At 40.0% G+C, this 23329-nt stretch carries 26 protein-coding genes; 11 read left to right on the top strand and 15 right to left on the bottom strand.

The genetic code is table 11. The features are described 5' to 3' along the window. Positions 1-27: 27 nt before the first annotated feature. The 8 genes from FHX64_RS07785 (at position 28) to FHX64_RS07750 (ending at position 5860) form a co-directional block, all read left to right on the top strand. Positions 28-642 carry a fibronectin type III domain-containing protein gene (locus FHX64_RS07785; RefSeq protein ID WP_183413199.1) on the top strand — a complete coding sequence of 205 codons (615 nt, stop codon included), beginning with the start codon at positions 28-30 and terminating at the stop codon, positions 640-642. 237 nt (positions 643-879) lie between these two features. Continuing rightward, complete coding sequence (locus FHX64_RS07780) at positions 880-1089, top strand: hypothetical protein (protein WP_183413198.1); 210 nt, start codon at positions 880-882, stop codon at positions 1087-1089. A gap of 568 nt (positions 1090-1657) precedes the next feature. Further along, positions 1658-1885: a hypothetical protein gene (locus tag FHX64_RS07775; protein ID WP_183413197.1), complete on the top strand. Its 228-nt coding sequence runs from the start codon at positions 1658-1660 to the stop codon at positions 1883-1885. Positions 1886-2234: 349 nt separating this feature from the next. Then, on the top strand, positions 2235-2507 hold the full coding sequence (locus FHX64_RS07770) for a hypothetical protein (protein WP_183413196.1): 273 nt from the start codon (positions 2235-2237) through the stop codon (positions 2505-2507). A gap of 3 nt (positions 2508-2510) precedes the next feature. Continuing rightward, the gene (locus FHX64_RS07765) at positions 2511-2801 is read left to right on the top strand and encodes a hypothetical protein (protein WP_183413195.1); all 291 of its coding nucleotides are present in this window, start codon (positions 2511-2513) and stop codon (positions 2799-2801) included. Positions 2802-3762: 961 nt separating this feature from the next. Continuing rightward, positions 3763-4221, top strand: a complete 459-nt coding sequence (locus FHX64_RS07760; RefSeq protein ID WP_183413194.1) for a hypothetical protein — start codon at positions 3763-3765, stop codon at positions 4219-4221. A gap of 128 nt (positions 4222-4349) precedes the next feature. Next, a complete protein-coding gene (locus FHX64_RS07755) occupies positions 4350-5450 on the top strand; it encodes a hypothetical protein (RefSeq protein WP_221202163.1) in 1101 nt (366 codons plus the stop codon). Between the two features lie 191 nt (positions 5451-5641). Further along, positions 5642-5860, top strand: coding sequence for a hypothetical protein (locus FHX64_RS07750; protein WP_183413192.1), 219 nt, complete (start codon positions 5642-5644; stop codon positions 5858-5860). Between the two features lie 93 nt (positions 5861-5953). Here FHX64_RS07750 and murG read toward each other — a convergent pair whose 3' ends face one another. The 10 genes from murG to FHX64_RS07700 all read right to left on the bottom strand — a co-directional run bounded on the left by murG (position 5954) and on the right by FHX64_RS07700 (position 16892). Continuing rightward, on the bottom strand, positions 5954-7060 hold the full coding sequence (gene murG / locus FHX64_RS07745) for an undecaprenyldiphospho-muramoylpentapeptide beta-N-acetylglucosaminyltransferase (RefSeq protein ID WP_183413191.1): 1107 nt from the start codon (positions 7058-7060) through the stop codon (positions 5954-5956). A 72-nt stretch (positions 7061-7132) separates the two neighbouring features. Next, the gene (locus FHX64_RS07740) at positions 7133-8329 is read right to left on the bottom strand and encodes an FtsW/RodA/SpoVE family cell cycle protein (RefSeq protein ID WP_183413190.1); all 1197 of its coding nucleotides are present in this window, start codon (positions 8327-8329) and stop codon (positions 7133-7135) included. Between the two features lie 95 nt (positions 8330-8424). After that, entirely contained in the window at positions 8425-8721 is a 297-nt protein-coding gene (locus FHX64_RS07735) for a hypothetical protein (protein WP_183413189.1), read from the bottom strand. 22 nt (positions 8722-8743) lie between these two features. After that, positions 8744-10090: a UDP-N-acetylmuramoyl-L-alanine--D-glutamate ligase gene (murD, locus tag FHX64_RS07730; protein ID WP_183413188.1), complete on the bottom strand. Its 1347-nt coding sequence runs from the start codon at positions 10088-10090 to the stop codon at positions 8744-8746. A 14-nt stretch (positions 10091-10104) separates the two neighbouring features. Beyond that, on the bottom strand, positions 10105-11367 hold the full coding sequence (gene mraY, locus FHX64_RS07725) for a phospho-N-acetylmuramoyl-pentapeptide-transferase (protein ID WP_183413187.1): 1263 nt from the start codon (positions 11365-11367) through the stop codon (positions 10105-10107). A 35-nt stretch (positions 11368-11402) separates the two neighbouring features. Further along, entirely contained in the window at positions 11403-12860 is a 1458-nt protein-coding gene (locus FHX64_RS07720; RefSeq protein WP_183413186.1) for a UDP-N-acetylmuramoyl-L-alanyl-D-glutamate--2,6-diaminopimelate ligase, read from the bottom strand. A gap of 45 nt (positions 12861-12905) precedes the next feature. After that, complete coding sequence (locus FHX64_RS07715; protein WP_183413185.1) at positions 12906-15044, bottom strand: penicillin-binding protein; 2139 nt, start codon at positions 15042-15044, stop codon at positions 12906-12908. After that, complete coding sequence (locus tag FHX64_RS07710) at positions 15041-15415, bottom strand: FtsL-like putative cell division protein (protein ID WP_183413184.1); 375 nt, start codon at positions 15413-15415, stop codon at positions 15041-15043. Before FHX64_RS07710 ends, FHX64_RS07715 begins: the two co-directional genes overlap by 4 nt. A 4-nt stretch (positions 15416-15419) precedes the next feature. After that, positions 15420-16328 (bottom strand): 16S rRNA (cytosine(1402)-N(4))-methyltransferase RsmH, encoded by a 909-nt coding sequence (gene rsmH, locus FHX64_RS07705; protein WP_183413183.1) that lies wholly within the window; start codon positions 16326-16328, stop codon positions 15420-15422. Between the two features lie 96 nt (positions 16329-16424). Beyond that, complete coding sequence (locus tag FHX64_RS07700) at positions 16425-16892, bottom strand: division/cell wall cluster transcriptional repressor MraZ (RefSeq protein ID WP_183413182.1); 468 nt, start codon at positions 16890-16892, stop codon at positions 16425-16427. A gap of 334 nt (positions 16893-17226) precedes the next feature. Here FHX64_RS07700 and glsB point away from each other — a divergent pair, with 334 nt between their 5' ends. Then, a complete protein-coding gene (glsB, locus tag FHX64_RS07695) occupies positions 17227-18180 on the top strand; it encodes a glycine N(alpha)-acyltransferase GlsB (RefSeq protein ID WP_183413181.1) in 954 nt (317 codons plus the stop codon). Positions 18181-18200: 20 nt separating this feature from the next. Here glsB and FHX64_RS07690 read toward each other — a convergent pair whose 3' ends face one another. The 4 genes from FHX64_RS07690 to FHX64_RS07675 form a co-directional block, all read right to left on the bottom strand. After that, positions 18201-18611, bottom strand: a complete 411-nt coding sequence (locus FHX64_RS07690; protein WP_183413180.1) for an acyl-CoA thioesterase — start codon at positions 18609-18611, stop codon at positions 18201-18203. A gap of 51 nt (positions 18612-18662) precedes the next feature. Next, a complete protein-coding gene (locus tag FHX64_RS07685) occupies positions 18663-18965 on the bottom strand; it encodes a DUF4491 family protein (RefSeq protein WP_183413179.1) in 303 nt (100 codons plus the stop codon). A 24-nt stretch (positions 18966-18989) separates the two neighbouring features. Beyond that, positions 18990-19652, bottom strand: coding sequence for an MBL fold metallo-hydrolase (locus FHX64_RS07680; protein ID WP_246392346.1), 663 nt, complete (start codon positions 19650-19652; stop codon positions 18990-18992). A 115-nt stretch (positions 19653-19767) separates the two neighbouring features. Continuing rightward, on the bottom strand, positions 19768-20823 hold the full coding sequence (locus tag FHX64_RS07675) for an endonuclease/exonuclease/phosphatase family protein (protein ID WP_183413178.1): 1056 nt from the start codon (positions 20821-20823) through the stop codon (positions 19768-19770). A gap of 404 nt (positions 20824-21227) precedes the next feature. On the opposite strand from FHX64_RS07675, the gene FHX64_RS07670 reads away from it, so the two are divergent. Together FHX64_RS07670 and FHX64_RS07665 are read left to right on the top strand one after the other, a co-directional pair. Continuing rightward, positions 21228-21665 (top strand): Hsp20/alpha crystallin family protein, encoded by a 438-nt coding sequence (locus tag FHX64_RS07670; protein ID WP_183413177.1) that lies wholly within the window; start codon positions 21228-21230, stop codon positions 21663-21665. A 183-nt stretch (positions 21666-21848) separates the two neighbouring features. After that, positions 21849-22295, top strand: coding sequence for an Hsp20/alpha crystallin family protein (locus tag FHX64_RS07665; protein ID WP_183413176.1), 447 nt, complete (start codon positions 21849-21851; stop codon positions 22293-22295). A gap of 130 nt (positions 22296-22425) precedes the next feature. Here FHX64_RS07665 and FHX64_RS07660 read toward each other — a convergent pair whose 3' ends face one another. Continuing rightward, positions 22426-23235, bottom strand: a complete 810-nt coding sequence (locus FHX64_RS07660) for an ABC transporter ATP-binding protein (RefSeq protein ID WP_183413175.1) — start codon at positions 23233-23235, stop codon at positions 22426-22428. Between the last annotated feature and the right edge of the window lie 94 nt (positions 23236-23329).

Below are 23329 nucleotides of genomic sequence, written 5' to 3'. Positions count from 1 at the left end.
TTTTTAATATCTAAATTTTATTATGGTATGAGAAAGCCAAAGTTAGTGCTTAGTTTTGTTCGTTTATCTATTTGGGAAAAGATTGCTTACTACCGCAATGTGGTGGCAAAAATGAAGGATAATACCCTTTTCCCCACACCCGATGTGCCAATCGCTGATGCTGAAAAGAAACTGGATGAATTTGAAACGGCAGCGCAGAAAGCCCGTGACGGGAGCACGGCCGACACGGCCCTGATGCATCAGACAGAGGAAGAAACCGATGCTATCTTCCGGAAACTGGCAGCGTATGTGGAGCGGATTGCCGATGGGGACGAGGCCATTATTTTGCAAGCGGGCTTTACCCTTTCAAAAGATCCTTCTCCCCGTAAACAGCCCATATTGATGGTTGAAGATGGTGCAATGTCCGGATCGGTTCGTTTGCGCCGCAAAGCGGTTACAGGATCCCGTTCGTATATCTGGCAAATAATCGTTGGGGCATTGCCGGCTACCGAAAAAGATTGGGTTACATTAGGTGTTTCCACGCAAGTGGAATATATTGCCGAAAACCTCACCATCGGGACCCGTTATTATTTTCGCTCGGCTGCCGTTACCAAGGACGGAACCTCTGCATTTTGCGAACCGGTGAGCCGTATTGTGCAATGATTGGTGTGAGGCGATTCTTCAACAGGGAGCGTTTCCCATAATTTTACCTGTAACAAAATCCATAGGATTGCACATCGTGAAAGCGTGGCTTCGAGGTCACGCTTTTATGGTATAAAAATTGGTGGTTTAGTAGAAATCAGAACATCAGAAGTAAAAGAAGACACATTCAATGGACAATGAAAACAATCTGCTTAATTATCATGTGTGCCCGGATTTCACATTATAAATGAATGGAAGATGTCACCGCTACGCGGCTGTTTTGATGTGATGGGTATCGTTTTCTACGAAGATGCCAGAGCTACGCTCCTGCTTTATGGCTATATTCATATGTTTACAAAACATCCTTTACCGGTTAAGGGACGTAGTCCTGTAATCTTAATAGGATACAATATTCTATTCCATCACATCGGAGCGTTAGCTCTGACATCTTTAAATCATGACAATTGACAATAAAAGAAAGCCAGAAACTTAGAAGATACATGAATAGCACGAAGCTAAAGAAGATATAGGAAGTTAAGGAAGTTGTAACCCTCAATCACTCAGTCCCTCAATCCTTCAATCTTTCCGGGGATGAGCGAAGCGGGTGGAGTTGGAGCATCAAATAACCGAATTACAAAATAACTGAATGGTAATAAGTTAAAGAAGTTGAGAAACTAAGAAAAAACAAGATAATGATAGAGAAGTCTTCTCTCAAAGTAGATTTTCGCTTTCTTTTTGTTCGCTTTGCCAAAAAAATTCAATGTAGGCGAAAAATAATGCCAAAAATGTTTGGATGTCTAAAAAATAATCGTGAACTTTAAGGCCGTATTATATTAACAATATGGTATGTTACAGGGTTGCTTTGATAGCAATCGGAACAATGTCAGCAGCATGATTTGTGTGATTGGGGGAAAATGTCTGCACTGTGATTTGTGTGATTGAAACAAATGTCTGCACCTTGATTTATATGATTAAAACAAATGTCAGCACCTTGATTTATGTGATTAAATGATGGGGATGATTAAAGAGGAATTTGATGATTCCGACGATAGGGAAAGCAGCTTATGCAAATAACGGATTATTATGTATAACACAAAAAAATCAATGGAATCCTATCATCATAGAAATCACAGTGCCGACACCGATTGAACAAAGGCCGGAGAAAAGAAGATCTTATGGTGGAAATAAAATGGCTGTGGTGAGATTCGTAAGATTGGGGAAAATCCCCGCAGCAGCAAAGCTACCGGGATTTATACCGATATAACAAACAAGGGATTTGAATAAAGAAAAAACCGATTAATAAACTAGGTATTAACGCATAAAACAATATAACAGCGTGCAATATCACGACATGGTTATGAAATGTATGCGAGAGTGTTGTACATACATAGATGTCGGGTTCTGTTCAAAAAAAGAAAAAGACTGCAAGTTTAGATGAAAATATCAAATGAAGCAGTGGAAAATAAAATCACAGGGATATCTTTATGGATTTGTAGTACGTTGAGTGAAAGATTAAAATAAGAATCTAAATCAAAAATATGGAGTAACCAAAGAATCTAGTAAACAGTATGGAGCGGTAGTTTATAAGTAGATAGAAATAAAATTTATTATTTATGGCAAAAGCATATGTGATTAAAACAGACAAGGAGAAAATAGAGACATATTTTGTTATATATTTTCCATATCCATATGATTCAAACGATACTATTGCAGTTATTTATAATGACAAAAATCAAAAAGTAGGTTTTTATATTGAACTTAACAATGTAATTGAAAATACTGTAAAGAATTTTCTGAAATCAAAGGGAAGAATAACCAAGGAAATAAACAATAAACTTGAGGATGATATAAAATCAATACTTCAAAAACTACATAATCTTAAATGAATTATGAAAAAAATATTACAGACAAATAATCGAGAGATTATTGAGCTTTTTGTTGAACATGGCACTTATGTGGATATTGATTCAAAATTGACTACAATCAAATACCACTGTGTATATAGAGTTAAGCCTAATACCACTTATACGAAATTTTGTCCAATTTCATTAGAAAATGATAATTGTGCAATTTTCGACGATGAAGAAAAAGCGCTAAGACATGGTGAAAAGTATATTGCAATGATTTACAATGGAGTTTCTGATTACGTTGAAACTGATCAGGAATTACAAAAAGACTAATCACCCAAATAGTCCAAAAACCACTGCAAGTTAGATTTATTTGACGCTATCTTACAGTGGCTTTTATAGCTTTCTGATAATAGACTAGGTGGTCACAGTATATTGTTTTGTGCTCACTTAGACAGTTGAAATGTATTTAAAGATAAACGCAATGCTCTGTATAGAGTTAATGATTTTAGCTTTGTTCATTTAGATAATCATTTAGGCTATACTTGTTTGGCTGATAAAAAGCACTATATACTAAAACAGACTTTAGTGTTAACATACAATATTATCTGACGGTATATTGAATGACGACTGAAAAACGACTAAAAGGCCAGATTAACAGCTACCTATGTTCCTTGATTGTCTGACGTACAATTATCAGATTTTGCTCCTGCAATTCACTTTGTCACAGTGCCGACACCGATTGAACAAAGGCCGGAGAAAAGAGAAGATCTTATTATGAAAATAAAATGGCTGTATCTTGATTTATAAGATTGAGGGAAAACGTCTGCACCATGATTTATATGATTAAATGATTGAGGGAAAATGTCAGCACCATGATTTATATGATTCAATGATTAGGATGATTAAAAGAAGTGATAAGTGTTTTGACAACAGGGAAAAGCCATTGATGCTGATCGTGGATTATTATGTATAACACACAAAAATCAATGGAATCCTATCATCATAAAAATCACAGTGCCGACACCGATTGAATAAAAGCCGGAGAAAAGAGAATTTTATTATGAAAATAAAATGGCTGCATCTTGATTGATAAGATTGAGAAAAATGCCCCATGTTGATACGGTTTTGTAAACCGTGCCAAACCATAATAATGTTATGAACGGGAATTTTTATGTTGGTTGATATTCTCACAGGTTATAGACTTGATCCAGCATGGGGAAGCATGGATATCACTAGATCGAATATAGGAGATAATGACAAAACTGACATATAATCATCAAATTATATACAGATGAAAAAGATGATTTTGATTATGACTGCCATGATGTCGTTTGTTTGCCTGGCCCAATGTAACAATGCAGATGATGAGCCGGTGAATATGGTGTTGTATGATCAGCCGGCATCGTCCATTCAACAATACATTCAGGGTAACTGGAAATATGTATATTCTCTGGGTGGTCTTCTTGCAAACAACAAGACCTATCCTGCGGACAATTCATATATGAGAATTAACTCCAACCGGATTGTTTTTACCAATGAAGCCCAGGGAACGATAGTAGATACAACGATCGTTTGGAAATACGAACCGACCATCTATGGTTATTCAACATCCACGTTAGGATACACGTCTGCCAAAGGAGGATTTTTCCCTTCGGGATGTATTGTGGAACACATTAAAAATGATACGCTGGTCATTGTGGAAAATTGGTATGACCCCGTGGGATATTATTTTTCGAAAATGAAATCATAATCATTTCTGTCCATCCGTTTCTGTGTTCCGGCAAACAGGATACCATAAAAAACAAATAAATATTCCGATATCGGATTAGAAAAGCCACAATCATAAATTTATAATAGTTTCCATATAATCCACATAGAATGAGACAGTCAATCATATTTGCATTCTTCATGATATGCTTTAGTCAATTATCTGTTGCTCAAAAAATATATCTAACGTATAAAATCCAAACGGCAGATTCTTTGTTTGTATTTCGGGAGAATGTGTTTTCTGATTATTCTATACAAAGCAAAGCTTATTCTTTATTTATGCAACATGTCCCCAATGAAAACATCGTATCCATTGAGGACAATCTTAACCGCAAATTTGTCAAAACAGATTTTGACCATGAAAGCTTTTATTCAAAAGTACTGAATGAGGGACATTACAACTTATATAAATGTATAATTAACGGGAATACCCGTTATTACATTTGTTCTAAGAATGATACCATGATGTTAAATAAAAAAGATTCAGTGAATGATCATGAGATTATACAGGATGATAATTATCGAAACAAATTGGTCATATTGTCAAAGCAGTATCCGGATTTGTGGAAACAGGCAAGAAACACAAGATTCAATGAAGCAGACGTACAGAAATTCATTTCGTATTTAAATGGCAAATACGCTACATATCATCATGCATTTATCAACAATGATAGTTTCCGTTTTCTAAATATTTCGCTAAAAGGTATCGCACAAAACAATCTAAGCAATATTGTATTGGATGTTTTGACGTCTGACTACTTTATCAACACATCTTCAAATTTATCGTTAAAGTACGGCGTAGAGCTTAGCTATTCCAAACAAACTGCATTCTTTCCAAAACTGTTTTCAGGGTTGATGTTCGAGAATGGTTCAACGATGGATAGTATTTATATTTATAAAGACCACTATGAAACTATGAATGCAAAAATTGTAGAACTTCCTGTAATGCTAAATTACGAATTTACAAATTCAACCGTGACCCCTTATTGTTATGTTGGACTGGCTCCGATGCTATATTTCGCAACGATCAGTAGAACTGATTCGAATGAAATACGTCATGAGACTAAATTCACGGTAAATGCTTTTGCAGCACTCGGTATAAAGCTAAAGTTGACAAATGCATGTAATATTATGGCTGAATATAAATGTCATGTCATAAATCAATCCAATTTCTTGCTTGGTGTGGAATATTATCTTAAACTTAAGCATTAGGTTTCGTCTATTCGTACCGGTAGATTGTTGTCCGGCAAACAGAATACCATGAGAAACAAATGAATATTCTGATATCGGATTAGAAAATCAGATGGGACGTACAATGGGAAACATATAAATGATGCGTGTAGGGATGGTGGCGTATACAAACGGGATACGTACAGACGGATCAAACGATAATTCAGGGAAAAATGGAATGGATATCCGAACAAAAGGGGTTGTTATCGGTGGCGACGGGGAATCTGAAATCGGCCATGACAAAATATTGTACTGATCATCAGATCGGTTTTGGTTGGCAGGAGCGTTTCCACGATCACGTTATACGTGATGAGGATGAATACAGCCGTATTGCCAATTATATAGAAAATAATCCGTTGTTGTGGAAAGACGATCAATTGTACACAGCATGATTGTATATCATTATGGAATAACGATATGACAGCTATTCCCGAATAATCATGCAGACGTGATGCATACAAACGGGGATATGTCAGGCGGGCATGTTATGCTGGGATATGTTTGAATATCTCTTCTGCAATACGTTTTGCCGAATTGTGTTGCGCCATGGCTGCACAGTGAGTGGATAGTGTCTTACACCGGTCAGTATCATTCAATAATTTAATGGCCTCATCGACTAAGGACTGGGGAGCATCTGCATCCCGGATCATGATGGCTGCATCTTTATTGACTAATGCCATAGCATTGTGTGTCTGGTGATCTTCGGCTACATTCGGTGATGGCACCAGAATGGATGTTTTGCCTAATAAGCATAACTCTGAAATGGAGCTTGCCCCTGCTCTTGAAATAACGACGTCGGCAATGGCATAGGCGTAATCCATATGTGCAATAAAATCAGTAACGATCATATTTGGAGAAACATTGCCGTCAGTGGCTGCTTTCATTTGCTCAAAATAGTATTTCCCTGTCTGCCAGATGACCTGCACGCCGGCTTGTTGTAGCTTGTCTAACTGTCCTAATATGCTTTGGTTGATGGTGCGGGCGCCCAGACTTCCACCAATGACAAGCAGGGTCTTTTTCGATTTCTCCAGATGAAAATATTGATAAGCTTCATCGGTTTTTTCCGGGTCGAGTTGCAGGTTTTGACGGATCGGATTTCCTGTCAGTATGATTTTGTCTTTTGGGAAAAAACGTTCCATTCCTTCGTATGCCACGCAACAACAAGCTGCTTTACTTGCCAGTAATTTGTTGGTTACACCTGCATATGAGTTTTGTTCCTGTAGAATAGTCGGAATGCCCATTTTGGCTGCCACTTTCAGTGTGGGGCCGCTTGCATAACCCCCGACACCAATCACAGCATCTGGGTTATATTTACGGATTAGCTTCCTGGCTTTCCGCATGGATTTCCATAAAAGAAATAATGTGCTGATGTTTCGCAAGATATTTTTCCGATCGAATCCACGGATGGGTAATCCAATGATTTGATAACCTGCGGCAGGTACTTTTTCCATTTCCATACGGCCTTCAGCTCCGATAAAAAGGACATCACTCTGGGGTTCTCTTTCTTTCAATGCGTTGGCAATAGCAATGGCCGGAAAAATATGACCTCCTGTTCCGCCTCCGCTTATGATGAATCTGTGCACTGCTTTCATTGGTGAATATTTTTGTCCTAAAAAGGAGTTATGGGATACTTAAATGGTCTTTTGAAGATAGAGATGTTCGTTTCAGGATGGATTGTTATTTCCCGCTCCTGCATCGTTGGATGATTTGTTTTTCTTGGCATAACGGCTGACACTTAAAATGATGCCAAAGTAGATGCTGGTCACAATGATGGATGTTCCCCCGCGGCTTACCATAGGAAGCGGTTGTCCTGTTACGGGACCCAGATGTGCTGTAACACCCATGCTGACGAGTGCTTGCAAAACGATCATGAGTGTAAGCCCGATCACCAGCAATGAAGGATAGGCATCATTGCACCTCCATGCGATTTGTCCCGCTCGAAAGAGAAGGAAAAGATACAACGCCATCACGAACAGACCTCCTACCAATCCCAATTCTTCAACGATAATGGCGTAGATGTAATCGGCATAAGCTTGTGGAAGAAAGTTACGTTCCAGACTGTTGCCCGGCATCACACCAAGTAAACCGCCCCGCGCAATGGCGATCTCGCCATGCATGACCTGATAGTTTTGATCGGTAATGACATATTGGTTTTGTTTTCCCTTGGTGTGAACAAAGTTAGTCAGACGTGATTCCCAGGTGTAGAAACGATCCAATCCTTTCCATACTTTCTTTTGGGGCACGATTTGCATGAGCAAAACAAAAAATGAGCCTACCAGTAATAAAATTCCCAGTAATTTACCGATCTTTTTGAAAGGTACCCGTCCGATGATCATCATCAAAATGACAACACTAAACAGGATTAAGGCTGTGGAGAGGTTCTCCAGAAAAATTAACCCACAAACCAATAACGTAGCTCCAACAATGATTTTGAAGTTTTTGTTCATACTTTCAATGGTTTTCCCTTTCGAAATGAGATCGGCAACCACAATGATCAGTGCTATCTTGGCAAGTTCCGAAGGTTGGAACTGAAATCCTCCGATGCCGATCCACCGCTTAGCATCGTTGGCGGAGACACCTTTTGCAATGGCAAACAGTAATGCCAAAATGGAAAATGCAAGTAAGATGTAGGCTAGCTTGTTGATTTTTTTGAAATTGATCATGTGAACAATGATGACAAAACATGCGCCAATGCACAAAAATGCAAAATGCCTCAGGAACGGTGCGGCATGATTGGCGGCACGAAAAGCTAACGAACTGCTTGCACTGTAAAGTTCTACACTTGAGATAGCACAGAGCAAAAAGAAGACAGTCCAGATTACCTTGTCGCCTTGTAAGTATTTATTGAAAAATTCTCTCATTCGTTTGCCATTGTTTTTATTGAAAGTAGTTATCGAGCTGCTGTTATGCTACATAAATAGTGTTTTTTGAGTGGTCGGTTCTGTGATTGCGGGGTTTATCCTGCTTGTTCTTTTTTCTTTGCTTCGTGTTGCTGTACCAGCCAATTGTAATAGTTGTCCTCGTTTTCCATCCACGCCAACCATCCCAATACAAAGCCGCTTGCAAACATGAGAACAATAATAGCCAGAGTTCGGATGAGCGACAGGTAATGATGAATGGCGATTTCAACTCCAAGCAAGAGTATGAATGCACTCACGGCCAACCCTAAACCCGCAAGGCAATAGAACCATATCTTCCGCCTTTGATGCCAGAAGGCCCAGTGATGAATATTTTTTTTCGTATAAAAAAGCATGATTATTAGGTATGATGAATAGTTATAAATTTCGTACTACTGTCTTGAATTGATCTCCACGGTCTTCATAGTTTTTGAACAGATCGAAGCTTGCGCAGCATGGCGAAAGCAGCACCGTGTCTCCTTTGTTTGCTCCTTTGTAGGCAGTCTGCACAGCTTCTTCCATGGATCTTACATCAATCATGGGTTTCCCCATTTTGTCGAAAAAGGTATGGAGTTTGCTGTTGTCCACTCCGAGGAATATCAGGGTATGTGCTTTCTCCTGGACCAATGCTTCTATTTCGGAGTAATCGTTGCCTTTGTCTGTCCCGCCAAGAATAAGGACAACGGGGGTGTCCATGCTTTGAAGGGCATACCAGCAGGAATTGACATTGGTAGCTTTCGAATCATTGATAAAACGGATGCCCCGGACGGAAGCCACATATTCTAAACGATGCGGCACTCCCTGAAAGTTACGGAACGAATCCCTGATCGTTTCTTTTTTTACATCAACAGAAGATGCTGCTAATCCCGCTGCCATGGAATTATACAGATTATGCAATCCCTGTAAAGCGATCTCTTCGCGAGGTATGGCAAATGTGTTTGATGGAGTGTTCATGATGAGTTGATTGTCTTGTAGGTAGGCTTTTTCTCCCTTTTTGTGTTCCAACGCAAAAGGGAATTGCTGCGCATGTATGTTTCGCTTGTCCAGTTCTGCCGTAATGACCGGATCATCATTCCAATAAATGAAAATATCATTCTCAGTCTGGTTTTGGATGATTCGGAATTTTGCGTCAATATATTGCTGGAACTGATAGTTGTAACGATCCAGGTGATCGGGTGTTATGTTTAATAGAATGGCTATGTCGGCCTTGAAATCATACATGTTATCCAATTGAAAACTGCTCAGCTCGATAACATAATAATCGAAATTGCAGGTTGCCACCTGCAGTGCGAAGCTTTGCCCGATGTTACCGGCTAACCCGACATTTAATCCGGCATTCTTCAGGGTATAATAGATGAGGGATGTTGTCGTGGTTTTTCCGTTACTTCCGGTAATGCAGATCATTTTTGCATGGGTATAACGCTTGGCAAATTCAATCTCTGAAATAACAGGAATCCCCTGTTCATGCAGTTGTTGGATGATAGGTGCTTTTTGCGGAATCCCGGGGCTTTTGATTACTTCTTGTGCTTCTAAAATCAACGGAGTGGAATGATGCCCTTCTTCCCACGGAATAGTATATTGCGCTAAAACGGCTTTGTCGTCATCCGAAATGGTTCCATTGTCGGATACAAAGACGGAGAAGTTTTTGGTTTTTGCCAAAACAGCAGCGCCTATTCCGCTAATGCCGGCGCCCAGTACCACAATATCGTATTTTCCCTTGTTCATGTTGAACTGATTTATTATCTCATCTTCAATGTTATGATGGTCAGTGATGCTAAGATTAAGCCCACGATCCAAAAGCGAACCACAATTTTAGATTCCGGTATTGCGGCAATAGGTTTTTGCATGATCGCCTGAATACCACTATTCCCCTGTTTTTGGAAATGATGATGAAGGGGAGCCATCTTAAAGATTCGTTTTCCTTCTCCATATTTTTTCTTGGTAAACTTAAAGTAACTGACCTGCATCATAACGGATATGTTTTCTACTAAGAAGATGCCGCAAAGAATCGGGATAAGCAGCTCTTTATGAATGATCACGGCAAAGACAGCAATGATACCGCCTAAGGTCAGACTTCCTGTATCTCCCATAAACACCTGTGCCGGGAAAGAATTGTACCACAAAAAACCGACGGTTGCTCCGATAAATGCTGCTGCAAATACCACCAATTCTCCTGCGTTGGGTATATACATGATATTCAGGTACGAGGCATAGTTAATATTACTCGACAAATAGGCTAAAATGCCAAGCGTCACTCCAATAATGGCTGATGATCCTGTCGCAAGGCCATCCAGTCCGTCTGTCATATTGGCTCCGTTGGATACTGCGGTCACAATAAAAATGGTGACTAAAATAAATAATACCCAACCCCAGCTTTGTGCATGATCGCCTAAGAAACGAAAAGCATCGGCATAGTCCAGGTTGTGATTCTTGACAAATGGAATGGTAGTTTGAGTGGATTTGAAATCATAATTGCGATAAAGCACAATTTCCTGATTGTCTCCCGTATATTTTACGCCAACATTTTCCCTGATCATGACTGCCGGGCTTAAATACAGCGTCAGGCCCACAATTAAACCGAGTCCTACCTGCCCGACAATTTTGAATTTACCATTTAATCCTTCTTTATTCTTGCGAAACACTTTGATATAGTCGTCCAGGAATCCGATGCATCCCATCCAGATGGTGGCAATAAGCATTAATATGGTGTATATGTTGTCTAATATGCTGAATAATAACATGGGAGCGATGATTGCAAAGATAATGATGACACCTCCCATGGTTGGCGTTCCTTTTTTTGCCAATTGACCCTCCAGACCTATCTCACGGATAGTTTCCCCAATCTGTTTCTTTTGCAGGTAACGGATGATTTTCTTGCCAAAAATGGTTGCAAAAAGCATGGCAAAAATGAAAGCCATCCCTGCCCGGAATGATATATAACTGAAAACACCAGCTCCGGGGAAATGCAATCTATGGAGATAATCGAATAAATAATACAGCATGTTGAATATGGGTTATTGGGTTGTACAAGATGGGTTTATTGTTCTGTTTTGAAAAATTCCAGCAGCACTTCCTTGTCGTCAAAGTGATGCTTTACTCCTTTGATAATTTGATAATCTTCATGTCCCTTTCCTGCTACAAGAATGACATCGCCCGGTTTTGCAAGCATACAGGCGGCGCGTATTGCCTGCTCACGATTAACTAAGGTCAGGGTGTGTCGCTTTTCTGTTGTACTTAATCCAGCTAACATATCGTTGATGATGTCCATCGGTTCTTCATCTCTTGGATTATCGGATGTTATGATGACCTTTGTGCTTGCTGTTACGGCCTCTTTGGCCATCATAGGGCGTTTCCCCTTGTCTCTGTTTCCTCCGCAACCCACTACGGTGATGACTTCATTTTTTCCTTTCACAATGTCATTGATGGTTGAAAGTACGTTGTTCAACGCGTCAGGAGTGTGGGCATAGTCAACAATAGCAGTGTATCCGCTTGGCGATCGCAGTGCTTCGAATCGTCCTGAAACAGGATGTAATGTACTCAACTGTTGTAGCGCTTCAATTTCGGGAATACCTAATAATATGGCTGCTCCGGCTACAGCTAATAAATTGGAAACATTAAACCGTCCGATAAAAGGCACAGAGACTTCATGTTCATTGATTTGCAGGAGCATGCCTTCAAAGCTTTCTTCAATGATTTTTCCCTTAAAATCAGCTATGGTACGTGTGGCATAACTGAATTTTTTTGCTTTTGTGTTTTGAAGCATCACAAATCCGTTTTTATCATCGGCATTGGTTAATGCAAAAGCTTCCGGAGCCAGGTCATCAAAAAAGCGTTTTTTTGCCTTCAGATAATTTTCTACGGTATGATGATAGTCCATATGGTCGCGCGTAAGGTTGGTGAAAATGGCTCCTGCAAATTCCAATCCTGCAATCCTGCGCTGATCGACAGCATGAGAGCTTACTTCCATAAATGCATGCGTACATCCTGATTCAACCATGTCTGCCAATAAAGAATTCAGTTCCAGTGGATCCGGAGTGGTATGTGTCGCTTCTACAGCACGTTCGTTGATATAATTGCAAACTGTGGAGAGCAGCCCTGCCGAAAAACCTTCTTTCAAAAACAATTGATAAAGCAGCGTGGCAATGGTTGTCTTCCCGTTTGTACCGGTGACACCAACTAAGGTTAAGTGTTTTGAGGGTTCTCCAAACCAACAATGGGCAAGTTGCCCCAGTGCTTCTGCACTGTTGCCTGTTTGCAGATAACATACCTCGGCAGAAAGGTTTTCCGGGAGCGTTTCGCATACAACGGCGGTGGCTCCTTTCTCAATAGCAGCGCTGATGAAGGTGTGTCCATCGACCGCTGTTCCCCGCGTAGCAACAAAAAGCGATCCTGACACTATTTTTCTTGAATCGAATTCAAGTCGGGTGATTTCAATGTCTGAATTTCCTATGGTTTGATTTATAGGAATATGTGTTATTAATTCATTGAGATTCATGCTGAAATAGAATTGATTTTATTCGATAAAATATCACATTAAAAATTAATGCAAAGTTAGTACAATGGTCGCTCCTTTTTGCAATGCACTATTGGGTGGTAATGATTGGGATATTACTTTTCCGCATCCAACCAACTGAACATTCAACCCTGCATTTCCCAACAAATAAACGGCATCCTTGGCTCCCATCGAAATAACATTCGGTACTCCATTCTGTGGTATCGCCATTGAATGGATCGTTACATAATTGCTGTCTGCCGTGGCTGTTATCCATGGAAATTGATTCTTGTCACCTAAGAAATTGATTGACATACGTGACAAAACCGTTTTGACGTCATTATAATCGCCACTTTTAATCATGGGTATTTTATCTTCACCCGTGGAAGGTAATGAATTTGGCGTTAGTGTTATTTTACTGGCATTGACCAATAGTGCAATTTCTTTGACAACAGCGCCTGCCATTAGGCCTCCTGAAGCATATCCAATTTTAGGCTTTCTAATAACACAAATAACGGTATATTGAGGATCGGTTGCCGGAAAATAACCACAAAAAGAAACCTGATATTCAACTCCGTCTGTTTTGTAGCCGCTTGCTCCTTTAGAAATTTGTGCAGTACCCGATTTTCCCGCAATTTGTACATAAGGCGATTGAAGATTTGCCCCTGTCCCGTGTTCAACTACTCCAAGCAACATTGATTTTATGATGGACAGTGTTGATGGTTTGCATATCTGATCTTTAATGGTACTTGTGGAGAAAGTTTGGACTACTTTTCCCTTTTTTTCAATGGCTTTCACTAAAAACGGTCTGATCATTTTCCCATTGTTCGCAATGGCATTGTAAAATGTCAATGTGTAAATTGGAGGTATCTGAACTTCATAACCAATTGACATCCACGGAAGCGTTGTTAACGACCAATGGGTGTTTTTTTCGTCGGGATGTTTAATAATAGGTATGCCTGCCCCGGGAATATGAAAATGAATCGGTTGATTTAATTTCATTTCGTATAATTTATCGACAAAAGCAGCAGGATTATTTTTGTAAGCGTTGTAAATAGTGCGGGAAACTCCAATGTTCGATGAATACCAGACTGCCTGGGCTACCGTTATTTTATGGAATCCACCATGATCTTCGTTCCAGTCATGCATCTTAGTCCCAAAAAAATCATAAACACCATTGCCTGTGTTGATGGTGTCATTGGGAGAGATTAGCCCCTGATCAAGTGCTGCCATGATGGAAGCGACTTTAAAGGTAGAGCCGGGTTCTGTTTCGTCAGCAAAGGCTTCATTGCGTGCTTCAGCATAGGTGCTGTCTTTTTGTTGTGTAAGATTGGCTACCGCTTTTATCTCTCCTGTTTTGGTTTCCATCACGATAGCGCAACCTTCTTTGGCATCTGTTTTTATGAGTTCTTTGCGTAGTGCATTTTCTGTAATATCCTGAATATTGGCATTAAGCGTCGTAATGATGTCTGCTCCGTTTTCGGGCGGGACTACCACAACATTTTCCCAACTGCCGGCAATGCGTTGTCGTGAATAGAGGCCTGGCTTTCCCCGCAACAAGGTGTCGAAAGCCAATTCGATACCATTTTTTCCTCCCATACTTTCATCGCCATAAATACCCCCGATGGTTCGCGAACCAATATCTCCGAAGGGCCGGATACGCCGGGCATATACATCTTCGATAAGCCCGCTGCGTAATCTTCCTAAGTTAAATAAAGGGAATTGGAGCACCTCTTTAAGATCTGAATATGAGATTAAATCGGGATAGACAGAAAAACGGGGATCCCTTTTTTTGTAGGCATTGACCAGGGCCATTTTATAGGCCTGTACTGATTTATCTCCGAACTTTGCTGCCAAATGCCTGCATAAGGAATCTACCTTCTCATAAAACAATGATGTTTTGTGATGCCGGAGTGTGTCATGCAAAGCTTGTGTTCGCATATCCATAACAAGGTGATATTCGGGCATAGTGCTCGCAAATAACTGACCATCTTCTGAATAAATGTTTCCTCGTGTGGCCGGGGCAACACGGTCGGGCTGTGTCAGCGAAGCAGCCAGTTTCATCCACATTGGCCGCTGTGTGGTTTGAATGATCACGATCTTGACGATAATAGCGATGAAAATCATCACGATGATAAAATAGACGATCCCAAAACGTATTAATATGTCGCGTCGGTTTTCGTTCATGGTTGGGTGATTTCTATTTCTGGCTGAATAGGTTCTTCCAGATCTAATCCTTTATTTTTTATCATGGTTGCCACTTCCGATTCTCTGCTTAACTGCAACAACGTTGAAGAAGTTGTTAAGGCTTCGTATTTTGCATTTGTCAACTGTTCCTGCAGCTCGTTTATCTTGGCAATCTGAAGTTCGCAATTGTAGCGGTTGTCAATGTAAAATATGGCAATTGCACATATGAAAATGAACAGAAACAATTGTCTGCGGAAAAAAGGAGCTGTTAGGATCTTTCCGCTTAACAAATCACGAAAATTCCAGCTCCAATTCATGGAAGAATCTTGTACAGACTGTTCTTCTGGTTGGTTGTAATCTTCTGTTGCCATGTCGTTAATCTCCTGATTTTTCCGCAACACGTAATTTGGCACTGCGTGAACGCGGATTGTTTGTAATTTCTTCAGTGGATGGAATGATGGGTTTCCCGGTCAAAACCTGAAATGGGGTTTCGACACGACCAAAAAAATCTTTATGTATGATGCCTTCGCAATTGCCGCTTCGCATAAAGTTTTTTACCATACGGTCTTCTAAAGAATGATAGGTAATAATTGCTAAACGGCCTTTGCTTTTAAGCACCGATGGGGTTTGTTCCAAAAATTCCTGTAAGGCTTTCATTTCATGATTGACTTCAATGCGCAGTGCCTGGAAAGCTTTGGCCATCTCTTTCTTTTCCCGTTCAAACCTAAAGGCAGGTTGTATTATTTCCAGAAATTCCTGAATCGTTGTAACGGGTTGTTGCATCCGATGCTTTACGATCAGCGACGCTAATTTTCGGGCATTGCTCAATTCGCCGTAAACAGAAAAAATGAAGGCAAGTTGTTCTTCGGAATAGTTGTTGATAACTATTGCTGCGGTAAGGTCTGCCTGTGGATTCATACGCATATCTAATTCTCCTTCAAATCGGAAGGAAAATCCCCGGTTAGGCGTGTCAAAATGATGAAACGAGACTCCCAGATCTGCTAAAATACCGTCAACCTGAACAATATGATGATATCTTAGAAAATTGGTCAGGAACCTGAAATTGCCATGAATAAAAGTAAAACGGGAATCATCGATACGATTGGCATAGGCCTCTTTATCCTGATCAAACGCCAGCAACTTCCCCTTTTCTCCCAAATGGCGCATGATCTCGCGCGCATGCCCGCCGCCTCCGAAAGTTGCGTCTACATAAATCCCGTCGGGATGAATGCGAAGCCCTTCGATGGTTTCTGTCAAAAGTGCAGGAACATGATAAGCATTCATAGGGTTACGTTATTGATAAAAGATTGGCAAAACCAACCATTTCATGAAAAGATCACTTGCTGTGGTTAGCGTTTTAGATAATAAGTTGTCGTTCAATTAATGCGATTCTTTTTGGGTGGATGCTGACAAAATCGATTGTAGCAAATGGCTGAATTCGGCAGGTGAGTATTTGGCCTTTTCAAATGATTCTTTCGACCATAGCGCAAACGTGTCAAGCATGCCCACAAACAGCACATCGCTTTCAACACCGATCAGATTTAAATATTTCTTCGAAATTAATACACGTCCTTGGGAGTCAATGTCTAGTTCTTCAGCTTCTGCTACATATTGCATTAATAAAAGCTGATGCGTCGGATTCCATTCGTTAAGCTCTTGCTTGAGTAATCTCAGCTTTTCATTCCAAATGGATTCCGGATAGAAAACCAGACTATTGTTGTATGGGTCTTTTCGCATCACTAGTCGCGAATTTTCATTTTCGGCAAGTGCTTTCCGATAATGTGCCGGAATAAAGATTCTGCCCTTTACATCGGCTTTTGCTTCGCTATTTCCTATAAAACCATACATCTTTGTCCTTCATCAATTTGATGTGTAAAGATAAGGCTATTTTTCTTATTCCCCACTATTCCCCACTATAAAAGGATTTTTTATTTTTCAACAGTTTATAAACAGGATTGTCTTGGTTTTATGAAAGATTTCAAATGGTTGTGTCGTTTCTAATATCTAATGAATCAGTATTATAAACGTTTATTTTCTGTCTTAAATGGTTTTGTGGTGTAAAGTGGAGTTTAAAATGAATATCTGATCTTTTTTCTCGTGGAGTCTTACATTGACACCTGGGCTAAAATACGATATTACCAAATATTATTTTTACATTTGCCTCCAATTTATCACTATTCTCATGACTGAAATCATTCCTCCTGTTGATAAAAAATTATTATTAAAAGAGTTGACTCCTGATAAATTGCTTAGGCCTACTAACAAAGCTAATAATCACATTTATGTTGTTACTGCCCATGAAGCTCCCCATGTGATGGATGAGATTGGCCGGTTAAGAGAAATTTCTTTTCGGGAATCAGGGGGTGGAACAGGTAAAGAGAAGGATGTTGATGAATTTGATTTAATGTCGGTGCCTTACCGTCAGTTGATTGTATGGAATCAGGATACCCAGGAAATCATGGGTGGATATCGTTTTTTACATGGAAAAGATGCTTGCTTAGATGAGCATGGTCAACCTATCCTGGTTACTTCGCACATGTTTCATTTCTCCGATACGTTTATTCATGACTATTTGCCGAAATCGATTGATTTAGGCCGTGCTTTTGTTCAGCCGGCGTATCAGTCATCACGCATGGGGGCCAAAAGTCTTTTTGCACTTGATAATTTATGGGATGGGCTTGGCGCTATTTCTATCAGTGAAAAAGTGGATTATCTGATTGGAAAAGTGACTATTTATCCTACATTTGACGAAGAAGCCCGAAATATGATTCTATACTTCATGTACCGCTACTTCCCCGATAAAGATCATTTGTTGTCATTAAAAGAAGAGGACTATCGTCCCGTTGAGACGAAGCATTACGACGATTATTTCTGTGAAAAGACTTTTGAAGAAAACTATCGCAAACTCAACCTGGCTGTCCGCAACAGGGGCGTGAATATTCCCGCTTTAATCAGTGCTTACATTGGCTTGTCTCCTACAATGCGAACTTTCGGAACGGGAATTAACCGTGAATTTGCAAATCTTTTCGATACAGGCATTATGATTACCGTAGCCGATATCTTTGAAGATAAGCGTCGCCGGCATATTGAACCGTATTTGAAATACCTCGCTGAGTTATTTAAACATCCGGTGTAGCTTCTCTCTCTCTACCTGGTTTAGCTTAATGTTTCTGCTTCCTGTACAATGGCATCCAGTTCTGGCGTAAATCCCAGTTTTCCCTGGTTTAGTATTACCGTTTCAGTACGTGCTGATGCAAATAAGGTTTGATTGTCAATACTGAAAAGTGCCTGGTGAAATACATAGCGTACTCCTTCTTTTTTCAGGGAGAGTTTGGATATGAACGGTGTATCAGGTAGTAATGAGTGTTTGAACGAAATCTCCACTTTTACAACTACAGCATCAATACCTTTCTTGTGTAGTTCGGAGAAACTGATGTTCTTCGAAAGCAGAAATTTGTGACGGGTGTGTTCAAAGTAATTCTGATAGACTGCGTTATTTACAATGCCTTGAAGATCACATTCATAATCACGTACTTCAAAGGGTAACTCAAAAATATAGTTTCTCATCCGGGTTATTTGGGGTGTTAGTTACGATACGGGGTTCAATCTTGTTTTTAATCACTGATTTTCTGCTTGTTTCATTCGTTTTGGATTTTGAGGGAAACGTCCGTCTTTTACCCGTTGTTCCTGTTCCTTGATTTCCTTTATGCTCCATAGGCATGAAAATCCAAATACGCCTAAAATGGCGCTTAACAATGTTTGATGTGCCCATAATGAAGCTCCAATGGTAAGGATGCCTACAATCAGAAACGCCCACCGGCTCTTTTGCCCCCAATAATATTCGGCTTTTATAACCAGTGGATGAAATAATCCAATAATAACAAATGAGATAAATCCTATAATGGCTCCGTCTAAATTCATAAGCAAGAGTTTATATTGTATAAGTTATTTTAAAATGATGTCTTGTGGTAGGGCTTTAAGCAAAGCTGCCCGATCGACCGAGAAATAATGATATGGATAGAGATATTTGGGATGTATGCGTTTCGCAGCTTCAATAAACTGTTCGTCACTCATGGTATAAGGCAGGTTTTTGGGCAAAAATGCAATGTCAATTTTCCCCAAATGACTCATTTCCGGAATGTTCTCAGTGTCACCGGCAATGTAAACGCGGAATGTCCCGAAAGCAAGAATATATCCGTTCCCCACACCTTTGGGATGGAACAATTGCCCGTCAGGGCGTTTGTGTTCCATGTTATATGCCGGGACTGCCGTAATTTCAATTCCTTCCCAATGTGTAGATTGCCCATTTGCAAGTACTTCTGCATGAGGGAATGCTATTTTGGCTACAGTCTGCGTGGTAATTACGTGGGTTTTCGGCGTGATTATTTTGTTGTACGCCTGTATATCGAGATGGTCAGAATGTTCGTGCGTGATAAGTAACAAATCGGCTTTTGGAAATTTTGAAAAATCGACTTGATTGTTATTGGTAAATGGATCTGTATAAAGGGTTTTGCCATCAATTTGCAACATAACCGAGGCGTGGATGATATAAGCAATCTTCAGTTCTCCCATCGGTGTTGTATAAGTGTCTGTTCGTATTTGTGCCATAGTTGTAATGGAAATTAGAGAAATTAGCAAAGTAAATAGAGGTTTCATCTCATCATTTTAAAGTGTACTTGTCTGTCTTTGTTTGCAATGCGTCGTTTTTAGCTATGTTCTAAAATTACAGCGGTGTGTTATGGTTACCATCCTGAAAATCAACAAATACAGGTAGGTGGTCACTAAATCCACCGTGATATTTCATGCCAATATACGTACGAAAAGGCTTTTCTCCAAATCCTTTTGTTTCATTTTCGAGTAAAAAAAGGGGTGCAAATACTTTCCCTGATGAAACTGTTGTGTGAATGCCGGAAGTGTCCTGCAATAAGTGGGATGAAACGATGATCTGGTCGAGTACACCCCATTCGCCGTCATGTTTATAAGAACCGGTTTTTTTTGTGGTATGTGTTGTATAAAAAAGGTTGTATAGTTGGTGCGGCCTGATGGAACATGTTTCAGGCAGGGCATTCAACACATACGCTATGCTCCGGTTGTCGGGATAGTCGTTGAAATCGCCTAAAATAATGATGTTGGATTGGGGGTTTGCATTGAATAATGAATCTGTTTTGTGCCTTAATATCGAAGCTACAAAAAGCCGGCTGTTTTCGGATTCCAATTCTCCTCCGTAACGGGAAGGAAAATGATTGACAAAGATATGGAGTGTGTCATTTCCTTGTGTTGTGCCGGTGACGTAGAGAATGTCCCTTGTGTGGTGGTGGGGACTATCCGGGAAACGAATCCGCAAAGGCTCTTCATGTAATGGTTTGAATAATTTTGGCTGGTATAGCAATGCCACATCAATCCCTCTTGGATCGGGCGATTCGAAATGGATGATCCGGTAATGAAGATTACGAAGTGGTGAATGTAGCGTTAAATTTTCGAGTATCTGCTGGTTTTCTATTTCACACAAAGCCACGAGGGCAGGGGGAGTCCATCCTCCCAGTGCCGCGATTACTTTGGCAATGTTATTCCGTTTTGCAAGATAGCGTGAATAGGTCCATCTGCGAATGCCGACAGGAGAGAATTCGGTGGGTTTTACCACTGAATCCCGTTGCGAATCAAAGAAATTTTCAACATTGTAACTCATCACCCGGAAGCGTTGTTTGTCGTTGAATGGTTGCGCAAGAAGGTTGGCACCTATGGTTACACTAAAAATCAGGACAAATAAAAATGACTTCATGTGGTGAACTTGAAAATAACTGGAACGTGGCATTTATAGATGCAAAATTACAATTTTATCCCCATAAGTGATTTTCATACAAAGGCTGGATGAAAAAAATGAATAGATGACTTGCCAGTTGCACAAGGTGTCTTTCTGAGAATCTTTTGTCCTTTGTCTTTCCGTCTGTAATGTATCTGATAATCAATGATTATTTTTCTTTTTAATGACAATATGGCATGTGTAAGTTTATTTATAGGTCAATATGTCACTGTGGGTTAAACGGTGTTTGTTTGTATAAGAATATGATATTTAATTATATAGTATATTTTAACGATTAATCTGGTTGTATTGGCATTTTATTTGAGAGCCGGTACGTGTAGAATCAAATATAGATCAAACTAAAAATAATGGAGGATTAAATTATGTCACTTGTAAGATTTTCAAACAGCTATCCATCAGTGTTCGACACTCTTTTTGCAAACAATTGGTTTGAGGGAGCAAATCGTAATTATGCTACAACCAACACTACACTGCCTTCGGTAAACATTAAAGAAAGCAGCGAAGAGTTTGAAGTGGAAGTTGCTGCCCCTGGTTTCGGGAAGAACGACTTTCATATTGAGTTAAATCATAACCTGCTGACTATCTCGTCAGATAAACAAGGGGAATCTGAAGCAAAAGAAGATAAACAGTTTACCCGAAGAGAATTCAACTATCAGTCTTTCAGCCGTTCCTTTACGTTGCCCAATACGGCAGACAGCGAAAAAATTGAGGCCAAATACGAAAACGGAATTCTGAAGGTGTTGATACCGAAAAAAGAAGAGGCTAAACCAAAACCGGTTCGTATGATAACTATAGCATGAGATAAATAATGCCTGTTGTACGTCTTCCTGTAAGCTAACAGTAAGGAATCATGATGCACAAGTGGCAACACTTATTCCCATGCAAATATGATACAGCAAAATCAACTATGTATCAGAAACTTTGTAATTAGAGAGAGAAATACAACAACACACAACACATCATTAATAAAAAAGGAGGTAACTATGTCACTGATAAGAAGAACTGAAAACTTTCCGGTATGGCCGAATGTTTTGAATGACTTTTTCGACCGTGACTGGTTGGATTGGAACAATCGTAATTTTTCGGATACAAACACTACCTTACCTGCTGTTAACATTGCAGAAACAGCCGATTGTTTTGAGGTGGAACTGGCCGCTCCAGGATTTGATAAGGCTGATTTCAAGATTGAAGTCAATAACAATGTTCTGATTGTTTCGTCAGAGAAGAGGGTGGAAAAAGAAACAAAAGAGAACCAGCAATTTACCAGACGCGAATTCAGTTATCAGTCTTTTAGTCGTTCATTTACATTACCCGAAACGGTAGAGGATGATAAGATTTCTGCCAGATATGACGAGGGTATCCTGAAGGTGAACATTCCTAAAAAGGATGAAGCTAAAACTAAACCAGTTAAAGCGATAGAGATTCAATAATCAGGTCATATAATTTGTCCTGCCATTTGGAAGAGGCTGTTCAGCGTTTTTTGAGCAGCCTCAGTTATTTTAAAACATGTTTAGGCTCTTATTGTTACCCTGTTTGATGGGAACCTCCGAATAAATTGTTTTATTCCGGAACGTTGTGAATGATAAAGCGGCGTGCCATGGCATCAAAGGTAAACAGATCACTTTGAAAAACATGCTGGAAGCTTCCGTTGGCAATCAATTGTTCAGTAGCACCCACCGCCATGCTTTCGTTACTCATTAACCATATCTGATCCGCCAGTTGCATAGCCATTTCCAGTTCATGGGTCGAAAGTAATACAGCTACCTGAAACGCTTTGGCTACTGTTTTCAGTAGAAGTAAAGTAGAAACCCTGTTGGTTAGGTCAAGATGTGATGTGGGTTCATCAAAAAGAAGTACCGGAGTGGCTTGGGCAAGTACTTTGGCTATCATGGCCCGCTGGCGTTCACCATCAGAAAGTGTGTCAAGCGACCATTTTTTTTTCTCCGACAAATGTACTTGTTCAATTGCCTGTTCAATGGTCGTGATATCGTCTGGCGAAAACTTTCCAAACCGGTTGGTATAAGGATAGCGTCCCATGGATACCAGGTCGAAAACGCTCATTTTGTCTACTTCTACGCGATCAGTCAGTGTGAGCGATAAAAGTTTAGCCTTTTCTGGCGTTGAATATGAACATAGATCTTTATCTTGAAGTATTATGCTGCCGGCAAGAGGCTTCTGGAGTCCTGCCAATGTATGGAGTAATGTTGATTTTCCACATCCGTTTGGGCCCACCAGACACACTAGTTCTCCTTTGCGCAACTGTAATTGCAGATGTTCCTGCACCATCAGCGGATGGCCGTGACGGGCATACCCGATAGTAAGGTTTTCGGTATAGAGTTCGATGGAAGAGTCGTGGTTCAAAGCAGACATTGATTCAAAATTATGGGTTATAAACTTAAATACAGGGCCATTGTCATTATCTCCAAAGCAATTCTTATGGCTTTGTGCTTAGGTCATTTGTTTT

It is taken from the genome of Microbacter margulisiae (genome assembly GCF_014192515.1).
In the GTDB taxonomy this organism is placed as follows: domain Bacteria; phylum Bacteroidota; class Bacteroidia; order Bacteroidales; family Paludibacteraceae; genus Microbacter; species Microbacter margulisiae.
The sequence above is the reverse complement of the archived record's forward strand: the minus strand, read 5'-3'. Positions and strand labels throughout refer to the sequence as shown.